This window comes from Streptomyces beijiangensis (genome assembly GCF_017315755.1).
GTDB classification, from domain to species: domain Bacteria; phylum Actinomycetota; class Actinomycetes; order Streptomycetales; family Streptomycetaceae; genus Streptomyces; species Streptomyces beijiangensis.
On the sequence record NZ_JAFLRJ010000401.1, the window covers coordinates 1 to 8759 of the forward strand.

Annotated in this window: 8 protein-coding genes and 1 pseudogene; 5 read left to right on the forward strand and 4 right to left on the reverse strand. The window is 72.3% G+C overall.

Features of this window, described 5'->3' with window-relative positions; genetic code table 11:
- Window positions 1-113 precede the first annotated feature (113 nt).
- On the reverse strand, window positions 114-1106 hold the full coding sequence (locus tag J0695_RS32610; protein ID WP_206968267.1) for a ScbA/BarX family gamma-butyrolactone biosynthesis protein: 993 nt from the start codon (window positions 1104-1106) through the stop codon (window positions 114-116).
- A 161-nt stretch (window positions 1107-1267) separates the two neighbouring features.
- Between J0695_RS32610 and J0695_RS32615 the strand changes: the two genes are divergently transcribed.
- From J0695_RS32615 to J0695_RS44375, 4 genes are all read left to right on the forward strand, one after another.
- Window positions 1268-1927 (forward strand): ScbR family autoregulator-binding transcription factor, encoded by a 660-nt coding sequence (locus J0695_RS32615; RefSeq protein ID WP_206968270.1) that lies wholly within the window; start codon window positions 1268-1270, stop codon window positions 1925-1927.
- 401 nt (window positions 1928-2328) lie between these two features.
- Window positions 2329-3291: a helix-turn-helix transcriptional regulator gene (locus J0695_RS32620; protein WP_206968271.1), complete on the forward strand. Its 963-nt coding sequence runs from the start codon at window positions 2329-2331 to the stop codon at window positions 3289-3291.
- A 486-nt stretch (window positions 3292-3777) separates the two neighbouring features.
- Window positions 3778-4059 carry a hypothetical protein gene (locus tag J0695_RS32625; RefSeq protein WP_206968273.1) on the forward strand — a complete coding sequence of 94 codons (282 nt, stop codon included), beginning with the start codon at window positions 3778-3780 and terminating at the stop codon, window positions 4057-4059.
- Window positions 4060-4151: 92 nt separating this feature from the next.
- Entirely contained in the window at window positions 4152-4745 is a 594-nt protein-coding gene (locus tag J0695_RS44375; protein WP_242553489.1) for a hypothetical protein, read from the forward strand.
- Between the two features lie 56 nt (window positions 4746-4801).
- On the opposite strand, the pseudogene J0695_RS44380 reads toward J0695_RS44375, so the two are convergent.
- The 3 genes and pseudogenes from J0695_RS44380 to J0695_RS32640 all read right to left on the reverse strand — a co-directional run.
- Window positions 4802-5290 (reverse strand): annotated as a pseudogene (locus tag J0695_RS44380) (flavin reductase family protein); the annotation flags it as partial.
- Window positions 5291-5295: 5 nt separating this feature from the next.
- Window positions 5296-6756, reverse strand: coding sequence for an amino acid adenylation domain-containing protein (locus J0695_RS32635; protein ID WP_206968276.1), 1461 nt, complete (start codon window positions 6754-6756; stop codon window positions 5296-5298).
- Window positions 6753-7892: an acyl-CoA dehydrogenase family protein gene (locus J0695_RS32640; RefSeq protein WP_206968277.1), complete on the reverse strand. Its 1140-nt coding sequence runs from the start codon at window positions 7890-7892 to the stop codon at window positions 6753-6755. Before J0695_RS32640 ends, J0695_RS32635 begins: the two co-directional genes overlap by 4 nt.
- Before the next feature lie 210 nt (window positions 7893-8102).
- Between J0695_RS32640 and J0695_RS32645 the strand changes: the two genes are divergently transcribed.
- Window positions 8103-8717, forward strand: a complete 615-nt coding sequence (locus tag J0695_RS32645) for a TetR/AcrR family transcriptional regulator (protein WP_206968279.1) — start codon at window positions 8103-8105, stop codon at window positions 8715-8717.
- The last annotated feature ends 42 nt before the right edge of the window (window positions 8718-8759 follow it).

Here is an 8759-nt window from a genome sequence, read left to right on the forward strand (position 1 = left end):
GTGGTGGGACACCGTGTGCGCGGGGGAGGGTGCGGGCGCATCCGGCGGGTGCGGGGCGGCCCCGCGTGGCGCCGGTGGCGGGTCGCTGCGGGCGGCCGCGGTGGGTGCGGTGGTTACCGGGGTTCGGCGCCGAGGGGCCTGGGGCGGCCGGGGATTCCCTCGAGCAGTGCGTTGAAGACGCGCTGGTCGTCTTGTAGGCAGGTGACCAGGACGGCGAGTGCGCCCGGGGTCGGGGCGGGCACGGTCCGGGCCTGGATCCAGCACGGCGTGTCGAATTCCGCGTAGCGGTTGTAGCTGATGGTGACCGAGGTCGGGTAGAAGTCGCCGGACGCGGTGGCGTAGGCGGCCTGGTGGGCGGCTTCCAGCAGCACCATGCCGGGGATGTGGTCGCCTGTGTGGTCGAACATGGTGCGGTGGGCGGGATCGGCGCGCAGCTGCCAGCGCAGCCGGCCGGGGGCGGGTCCCAGGACGACGTCGGTGGTGCCGGTCCGGTTGACCGTCTGGGGCGGTACCGCGGCGCCGGGGGCCGGCGGCCGGGCGGCGAGGCGGCCCTGGCGCAGGCGCCGGTATGCGGCGGGGGTGGTGCAGGTCAGGCTGCCGCCGCCGGTCGCGATGACCTCGCCGGCGCGGCGGATGGTCAACTGGCAGGTCATGGAGGCCAGTTGGACACCGCGGCGGCGTATCTTCGAACACGTGAAGTCCAGCTTCAGGGGCAGGTTGCCCGGGCCGGTGCGCAGCAGTTCGGGATGGGCGGTGTAGTTCAGGTCCCACATCAAGAACGCGTGCCCCACCGGGACGGCGAACTCGGTGTGGGCCAGCAGCATGGCGGCCTGGCGGAGCGTCTCGGCGATCAGGGTCGGCGCGTGCCGGCCGTGCAGGGCGGCGTAGAAGCGGTGGCCGGCCGGCCACGAGGCGTCCAGCGTGAAGCGGGTGGCGTCCTGCCGCTGCCAGCCGGTGAGCAGGACGTCGTCGGCCGCCGCGCGGTGGACGAACTCCTTGACGGCTGCCGCTGCCTGGATCCGGGCGGCGCCCGCCCCCCCGGGCTCCGGCGCGTCGGACACGGCGGTGGTGGTTCTGTCGCGATGTGTGGCCACGTTCTGAGACATGGTCTCCCCCTCTGGGACACATGACAGGTTTGTGAGTGGGGATCCCCACCCCCAGCACGACAAGATACGTGCCTGCAGGTATGATTTGCAATGAGATCCGATCACGCGAAAGACTCCCCGGAGCGCCGAGGGGCGCGGGGGAGGGATGAGGGAGGGGCCGCGTGGGCCAGCAGGAGCGTTCGATCCGGACCCGTCGGCTGATCGTGGAGGCGGCGGGTGCGGTCTTCGCCGAGCATGGTTTCGACGGGGCCACCATCTCCGACGTGTATACGAGAGTCGGCCTGACCAAGGGGGCCTTCTACTACTACTTCGCGTCGAAGGAGGAGCTGGCCGCGGTGGTCCTGGACAGCCAGATGGCCGAGGTCCGCTATCCGATCATCCCCCGGCCCACCAAGCTCCAGGAGCTCGTCGACTCCGGGATGGTCTTCGTGCACCGGCTGCGGCACGACCCGATGCTGCAGGGCAGCATCAGGCTCTCCCTGGAACAGGGGGCCCACGGGCTCGACCAGCGCAAACCCTTCGTCGGCTGGTTCGAGCACAACCGCCGGGGCCTGATGGACGCGCAGCGCAACGGCGAACTGCACCCGCACGTGGACCTGGACGACGTGGCCGAGATGTTCGTCGGATCGTTCTCCGGGATCCAGCTGGTCTCGCAGGTCATGACGGGCCGGGCGGACGTCGAGCGGCGCATTTCCGTGCTGCTGCAACACCTGCTGCCCACCATCGCGCTGCCCGGTCCGCTGGCGAAGCTGGACATGACCGAGAGCCGCGGCGCGCAGGTGCTGAAGGAAGCCGCGGAACTGGGCCTGACCGTCTCCTGACACCCCGGCGCCCCGACATCGCGGAGCCCTGACGCCGTGGCGCGCCCGCGGCGGGCGGCCCGCAGGGGCTCGCGCCGCCCCCCGGGGCCGCATCCGGCGTCCGCGCCGCCGGCGGGCCGGACGCCGGCGGGGGGTCCGCCCGCATCCGCTGCGGGGTCGCGGGGTGGTGCACATGACATGGCTGGCATCACTCTTTCCGATGCCAGTTGCATACCTGCGTGCTGGTTTGTTTCTATCGTGTTGTTCGCTGAAGGGAGCGCCGCCGCCGGTCCCCTCGCGCGGGGAGGCAGGGGAGCCGTCGGGCCCCCCGGCCGGGCGGCGCGGACCGGGCGGCGCTCATCTACCGCACCCCACCGGCAACGGTGCAACGATTCGAGGGACGCGTGCTGCAGGCGCTGGGGATGGACCAAGAAGCCGAACTCGTCTACCGCACCATGCTGCAGAACCCGGCCTGGGGCGTCGCGCACGTGGCCGGGCACCTCGCCTGGTCGCAGGGAAGGACCCGGCGGGCCCTGGACGCGCTGGCCGACCTCAGGCTGGTGCAGCCCGGCCGGGGGGAGGCGGGGCGCGCACGCCCCGTCAGCCCGCACATCGGCCTCACCGCGCTCCTGGTGCGGGCCGAGGTGGAGTGCCATCGCCAGCAGTCCCAGATCGCGGCGTCCCGCGCGGCGGTGGAGGCGCTGGCCTCGCAGTACGGTGCCAGCGCCGACCACGCACCAGAAGTGATCATCCGTCACGACGGGCCGGAGGCGCTGCGCCGGCGCCTGGGGGACCTCGCCTCCTCGGCCCGGGTCAGCTGCCTGACGCTGCAGCCCGGCGCGGTGGACGCGCCGGGCGACGGCGGCCGCTGTGCCCCGGTGGCCCGTATCGCCGCGGAGCGGGGTCTGGCCGTGCGGGAGGTGCGCCAGGACAACGTGCGCGGCGATGCGGCGACGCGGGCCTGCGTCCGCGCGCTGGAGGGGCTGGGCGTGCAGGTCCGCACGGTGCCGGTGCTGCCCATCCGGCTGGCGCTCTTCGACGGCGACTGCGCCCTGGTCCCCTCCGATCCCGGCAACTGCCGTGCGGGGGCCCTGGAACTGCGCAGCCCGGGGGCCGTGGCTGCCGTCCGGGCCCTGTTCGAGCAGTTCTGGGGTGCCGGCACGTCCTGGGAGACCTTTCCCCGGCCCGACGCCAACGGCCTGCAGCCGCGCGAGCGGGAGTTGCTGAAACTCCTGGCGGACGGCCACACCGATGAGACGGTCAGCCGCCGGCTGGGGCTGTCCTCGCGGACCGTCCGGCGGCTGGCCGCCGATCTGATGGGGCGTCTGGAGGCGGCCAGCCGGTTCCAGGCGGGAGTGAACGCCGCGAAACGCGGCTGGCTCTGACCGGGCCCCGGCCCGTATGACCGCACCGCTTTCCCGGTGTCCGCAGGCAATCGTGCCGGGCCCCGCAACCGGGCAAATATTTGGTCATGACATTTCCAGGGAAAGGGCAAGGCACTTGATACTGCGACGCCTTGGGCGGCTGCCCCGAAAGGTGCGGAGAGCGCCGCCTCTCGCCTTTTCGCACAGGAATCTTTCGGTGCCGCAGACATGTCATTCAGCGGACAGGCAGGTTGTGGCCATATCAATGGGCGTGACAGTGGGAGGAGTTGACCGAATACTGAAAATGGTCTGTTCGCTCGAGGCGGCCGAAAGCCCGGCGGCCCGGCCCGGTCTCTTTCGCCGGGGAGGTGTCGCCAGGTAGCCGTTCGCCGGCCCGGGCGGCCGGGCCCGCCGGCGCACCCGCGCAGCAGCCCCCCGTCCCCGGGCCGCCCCGGCCGGCGGGGAGGGGGCGTCCGTACACCGGCCTTCGGGCGAGAGGGGAAAATCGTGTACCTCATCAGTGCCGCGCTGGCAGCCCCCCGCTCCGCGCGCCCGCTGTCCCACACGGCGTCGGTCATCGCCGACATGCTCTGGCTGCGGGCCACGTCGGCGGACCACCTCGAGCATGTGCGCGCGCACGCCGACGCCCACGAGATCACCCTGGTGCTGTTCCTCAAAGGCGAGGACCTCACCGCGGCGGAGCGCGCGAGCCGCCGCATGTGCGAGGGGCTGGTCTCCACCCTGCCCTCGCTGGCCGGCTGGGACGTCCTGGAGTACAGGCCGCTCTAGCACCGGCCCCCGACCGCCACGGAGTTGCAAGTCCCGACGCCTCCACGTGCCGTCCCGGCACGCCGGGCGGCTTCACACCATTGGAGATGATCATGGCGACATCACGTCTCGGCTGCGGGAGCGCGGTCACGCTCTTCTACGAGCCCGACGGGCTCCTGCTGCGCAGCTGCCTCATCCCGGTGAACGACCAGCACCGCCAGCATCAGCTGACCTTCCAGCTCGGCTATCTCGGCCCCGGCGACATCACCGTGCACATCGCCCTCGAGGGAGGTCCCTCCGCGCGCGGTCTGCTCGCCGCCGACCCGATCGTCACCACCGCCGTGCTCAGCGGCCTCGACCCGCTCGATGAGAACGCCGAGGTCTCCCGCCACCGAATACCCGGCGTGCGGCTGTCGTACGTGACCGTGCCCGACGAACAGATCAACTACCGGTACATCATCTGGGGGCAGGCCGGCAGCCCCGAGGACACCCTGCGCGGCGAGCTCTCCACGATGGTCAGCGGGCGGGTGCCCGAACTCACCGCCACCACCCGGGCCGGTGTCACCCGCAAGGCCATTCCCGACGTCGACCTGCTCCCCTCGGACCCCCGCTGCCCGCCCGTCGACCACCAGCAGGCCCCGGGCAGCTGCGCGGCGCGCGCACCGCTGCCCCACGCCCGCACGCCCGTCCCGCTGCTGCGCGGCTGACCACACCCCGCGGGGCCCCGCGCCGCGGCCGTCATCCGGAACAGCCGCACGTAACTCCCGCGCCAGTAACCCAGCGGGAAGCGGCTGGCGTCGGCTCCGCCGCCGACCATCCGGCCCAGCACGATGGCATGGTCGCCGGCATTGATCACGTCGTGCACCTCGCATTCGGCGTGGGCCAGGGTGCGGTCGAGCACGGGCATGCCGGCCGCCTGGCCGGGCCGCCACTGCACGCCGGTGAACTTGTCCTGGCTGCGGCTGGCGAACAGGTCGGAGACCTCGCGGGCCTGCGAGTCGAGGAAGTTCACCGCGAACCTGCCGCGCTTGCGCAACGTGTCCAGGGTGCTGCTGGGGGTCTTGACGCAGGACAGCAGCAACGGCGGGTCCGCGGAGACGCTGCACACCGCCGAGCAGGTCAGCCCGTGCGGCCGGTCGTCGTCGTCCAGGGTGGTGACCACGCTGATGCCGCTCGCGAACGAGCCCATGATGCCGCGGAAGTCCGCGAATCCGATGCCCTCCAGCGCGGGCCGTGTCACGTCTTCCAGCATGTCGGTCACAGGGTTCCTCCTTGAATCGAGGCGAGCAGAGCGGGCCGGTCGGTCTTGCCGTTCGGCGTCAGGGGCAGTGCGTCGCGCACATGCAGGACGTCGAAGATCATGTACGTGGGGAGGTTCCGCGCACAGTGCCGTTTGAGCTCCAGCAGCCGCGGGCTCGTGTCGCCGGCGGCCACGACCGTGGCGTGCAGCTGCCCCTCCAGGCCCTCTCCCACGACCACCACGGCGGCATCCGCCACCGCCTCGTGGGCGCTGAGCACCGTCTCGATCTCGCCGAGTTCGATGCGGTGCCCGCGCACCTTGACCATGTGGTCGATGCGCCCGGCGTACTCCAGCTCGCCGTCCGGGCCGAGCCGGCCGAGGTCCCCCGTGCGGTAGGGGCCGCGGTGGCGGGGGAAGCCCCAGTAGCCGAGCATCACCGAGGGCCCCGACACGACGATCTCGCCCTCCTTGTCGCCGGTGGCCAAGGTGAGCGTGTCGCCGCTGGCGGGGCTTCCGATGGGCAGGGCGCCCGTCCGCTCCAGGTCGCCCTGTGTGACCTCGTAGCAGGTGCACACGTTCGTCTCGGTGGGCCCGTACCAGTTCAGCAGCCGCACCCCGGGCCAGCTTCGGCGCAGCGCCTGCACCTGGGGCAGCGCGAAGGGCTCGCCGGCGAAGACACAGGCGCGCAGCCCGGCGGGCGCCTGCCCCTCGAGCAGGCCGCCCTCGCGCATCATCAGGGCCAGCGCCGAGGGCACCGAGTACCACACGGAGATGCGGCGCTCGCGGATGAACTCCACGAGCTGGGCCGGTGCGTACGCCATCTCGGGCGGGATCAGGTGCACCGAGGCCCCGGCCCGGAAGGCGCCGTACAGGTCGAACACCGACAGGTCGAAATTGAAGGGGGCGTGGTTGGAGAGCCGGTCGTGCGGCCGGACGTCGAGCAGCCGCACCGCCCAGTCGACGAAGGACAGGGCGTTGCGGTGGCTGAGGCAGACCCCCTTGGGGGTGCCGGTCGATCCGGAGGTGTAGAGGATGTACGCCAGGTCGTCGGGGGCGTTGTCGTACGGCTCGGGAGCGACCCCGTGCGGTGCCTCGGCCAGCAGGCCGGACAGGGTGATCACAGCGGCCCCGCCCAGGGCGCCGGGCTCGTCCCCCGCCGTCTCGTCGGCCACCACCAGGACGGCTTCGCTGTCGGCGGCGATGCGCGCCACGCGCACGGCGGGGTTGGCGGCGGCGACGGGCGCGTACACCACCCCGGTGCGCAGCGCGCCCTGCATGAGGGCCACGGCCAGGGCGCTCTTGCCGCCCCACAGCACGACCCGGTCGCCGGGCCGCACGCCCCGCCCGGCCAGGGCCGCGGCGAACCGGTCGGCCAGTGCGTCGAGTTGGGCGTAGGAGAGGTGGTGGTCCTCGGCCGCGACGGCGAGCGCATCGGGGGTGCGCCGGGCGGCCTCGGTCACCAGGGCGTGCAGTTTCACAGTCCGAGCTCCTTCGCGATGAGCAGCCGCTGGATGTCCGAGGTGCCGGAGAAGATCGTGCTGGGCACGGTGTCGCGCAGGAAGGTCTCGATCCCGTGCTCCTGCAGGTATCCGCGGCCCCCGAAGATCTGGATCGCATCGAGTGCGGCGGCCACGGCGCCCTCCGAGACGGCGAGTTTCGACAGGCCGATGCTCAGCGGGGAGCTGTGGCCCTGGTCCATTTCCCAGCAGGCCCGGTAGAGCAGCAGCCGTGCGCTCTCCGTGCGCAGTTTCATCTCGACGATGCGGTGCGCCACCGCCTGGAAGGCGCCCAGGGGCTGTCCGAACTGGCGCCGGCCGGCGGCGTGCTCGACGCACCGGTCGATGAGCCGGTCGAGCAGGCCGAGGTAGCCCGCGAAGAGGCAGGCGCGCTCCCAGCCCATGGAGTGCTGGAAGATCGCCCCGCCGCCGCCGGCGAAACCCAGCACCTGGTCGTCGGGCACGAAGCAGTTCTCGAAGCGGACCGTTCCGGCCGGGCAGGAGTGCAGCCCGAGTTTCTCGAAGGGCTCACCGGCGCTCAGGCCGGCGGTGCCGCGCTCCACGACGAAGCCGGTGACGCCCAGGTGCCCGGCGGCCGGGTCGGTGGTCGCATAGGTCACGTACACGTCGGCGGCCGGCCCGTTGCTGACGAACGTCTTCTCTCCGTCAAGGAGGTATCCGCCCGCCACCTGGCGGGCGGTCACGGTCAGACGAGAGACGTCGGAGCCCGACTCGGCCTCGGTCATCGCGTTGCCCGCGATCAGACGCCCCGAGCAGAGGCCGGGCAGCAGGCGTTCCTTGAGTTCCTCCCCGCCGAACTCCAGGATCGGCACCGTGCAGGCGAACAGGTGGGCGCCGGCGGCGAAAACGAGCCCGGTGTCCGGGCACGCACGGCCGAAGGCCTCGACGTGGTGGGCGGTGTCCAGGGCGCCCAGCCCCGATCCGCCGTAGCGGGTGGGCACACACAGCCCCAGCAGCCCCAGGCCTCCCAGGGTGTTCCACTCCGTGCGCAGGTAGACGGTGCCGGCGTCACGGGCCGGGGTGCCCAACGCCTCCCGCACCGAGGCCAGCGTCTTCTCGTACCCGGCGGTCTGGTCGGGATTCCAGCCGAATTCCACAGCATCTCCTGTCGTGTTGTTGCGGCGCGTGGGTGGTTGGGCGGCCTGCGGCGTCCCCGCCGGCCCGGTGCGGCCCCGGGGACCGGGCGTCAGCCTTGCGTGACGGGCCCCGACCGGCTTCAGTGGTTTCACCGACTGTGGAGGGAAAGGGCGTAAGGCACTGGGGGGAGATGGAAGAATGCGGCCAGTTGAGCTATCAGAGGTGAGGCAGTGGAATCCAGTACGGCCCCCGGGCAGCCCATGCCCTCGACACGTCAACTGCTGATCGAGGTGGCCCAGCAGGAGGTATTCGACCGGGGCTATCACGGCGCCAGCCTGCGCAGCATCGCGCGACGGGCGGGCGTCGACCCGAGCCTGGTGCGCCACTACTTCGGCTCCAAGGAGAAACTGCTCCTCCAAGCCGTCCAGGTGCGCACCGACCCGCGGGAACTGGCCGCCGAGGTGCTGCGCGGCACGCCGGGCGGCGTCGGACGGCGCCTGGTGAAGTTCATGCTCGCCTTCTGGGAGGGCCCCAGCGCAGCGGAGTCGCTGGTCCGCCTGTCCGCGTCGCTGAACAGCGGGGAGGTCGCCGACCTCACCAAGGACGCGTTCATCGGCCCGCTCTTTGGCACCATCGCCCAGGAGATCAGCCCCGACCAGCCCGAACTGCGTGCCGCGCTGGCCGCCTCGCAGGTGCTCGCCCTGGCCTACAGCCGCTACCTGCTCGACGACCCGGCCCTGGCGGGCGCCGGTCACCAGGATCTGGCCCGTATCGTCGGCCGCGCGGTCCAGCAGTACCTCACCGAGCCGCTGCCCGAGCCGCTGCCCGCCGCCGAGGCGGCCTGACACCGGGCGCCACGGCCGGCGCGGCCCCGCCCCCCGCTGCGC

What these genes read in the sequence shown, in the direction of transcription:
- J0695_RS32620 (WP_206968271.1), top strand. Translation starts at nt 2,329, where the DNA reads ATGGACCAAGAAGCCGAACTCGTCTACCGCACCATGCTGCAGAACCCG.
- J0695_RS32610 (WP_206968267.1), bottom strand. Translation starts at nt 1,106, where the DNA reads ATGTCTCAGAACGTGGCCACACATCGCGACAGAACCACCACCGCCGTG.
- J0695_RS44375 (WP_242553489.1), top strand. Translation starts at nt 4,152, where the DNA reads ATGGCGACATCACGTCTCGGCTGCGGGAGCGCGGTCACGCTCTTCTAC.